Source organism: Streptomyces sp. NPDC087440, assembly GCF_044744005.1.
Classification (GTDB): Bacteria; Actinomycetota; Actinomycetes; order Streptomycetales; family Streptomycetaceae; genus Streptomyces.
Genome location: NZ_JBIUXN010000039.1, coordinates 13,788 through 14,531 on the forward strand (window position 1 = coordinate 13,788; position 744 = coordinate 14,531).

Here is a 744-nt window from a genome sequence, read left to right on the forward strand (position 1 = left end):
CGGCCGGTACCAGGAAGCCGCGAACCTCCACCGCACCAACCTCGCCGACCACGAGCACATACTCGGCCCCCACCACCCCGACACCCTCACCAGCCGAGGCAACCTCGCCAACGCCCTCTACGACCTCGGCCGGTACCAGGAAGCCGCGAACCTCCACCGCACCAACCTCGCCGACCACGAGCACATACTCGGCCCCCACCACCCCGACACCCTCACCAGCCGCAATAATCTCGCCCTCGGCCTCCACGCCCTCGGCCGGTACGAGGAAGCCGCCGACCTCCACCGCACCACCCTCGCCGACCGCGAACGCACCCTCGGCCCCGACCATTCCAACACCTACCAAAGCCGCAACAACCTGGCCCTCGCCCTCCACGCTCTCGGCCGGTACCGGGAGGCCGTCGACCTCCACCGCACCACCCTCGCCGACCGCGAACGCACCCTCGGCCCGGACCATGCCGAGTCCCTTATCAGTCGCAACAACCTGGCCAATGCCCTCCGCGATCTGGGGCGGCACCAGGAGGCCGTCGACCTCCACCGCACCACCCTCGCCGACCGCGAACGCACCCTCGGCCCCCACCACCCCCACACCCTCCTGAGCCGCCACTACCTGGCCCTCGCCCTCCACGCTCTCGGCCGGTACGAGGAAGCCGTCGACCTCCACCGCACCACCCTCGCCGACCGCGAACGCACCCTCGGCCCCGACCACCCCCACACCCTCCAAAGCCGTACCAACCTCGCCCTACG

General features: G+C 70.8%; 1 protein-coding gene. It reads left to right on the top strand.

Annotated features, from left to right (window positions below; translation table 11 throughout):
• On the top strand, positions 1-744 hold a 744-nt coding region (locus tag ACIO3O_RS41755), incomplete at both ends, for a tetratricopeptide repeat protein (protein ID WP_401756038.1).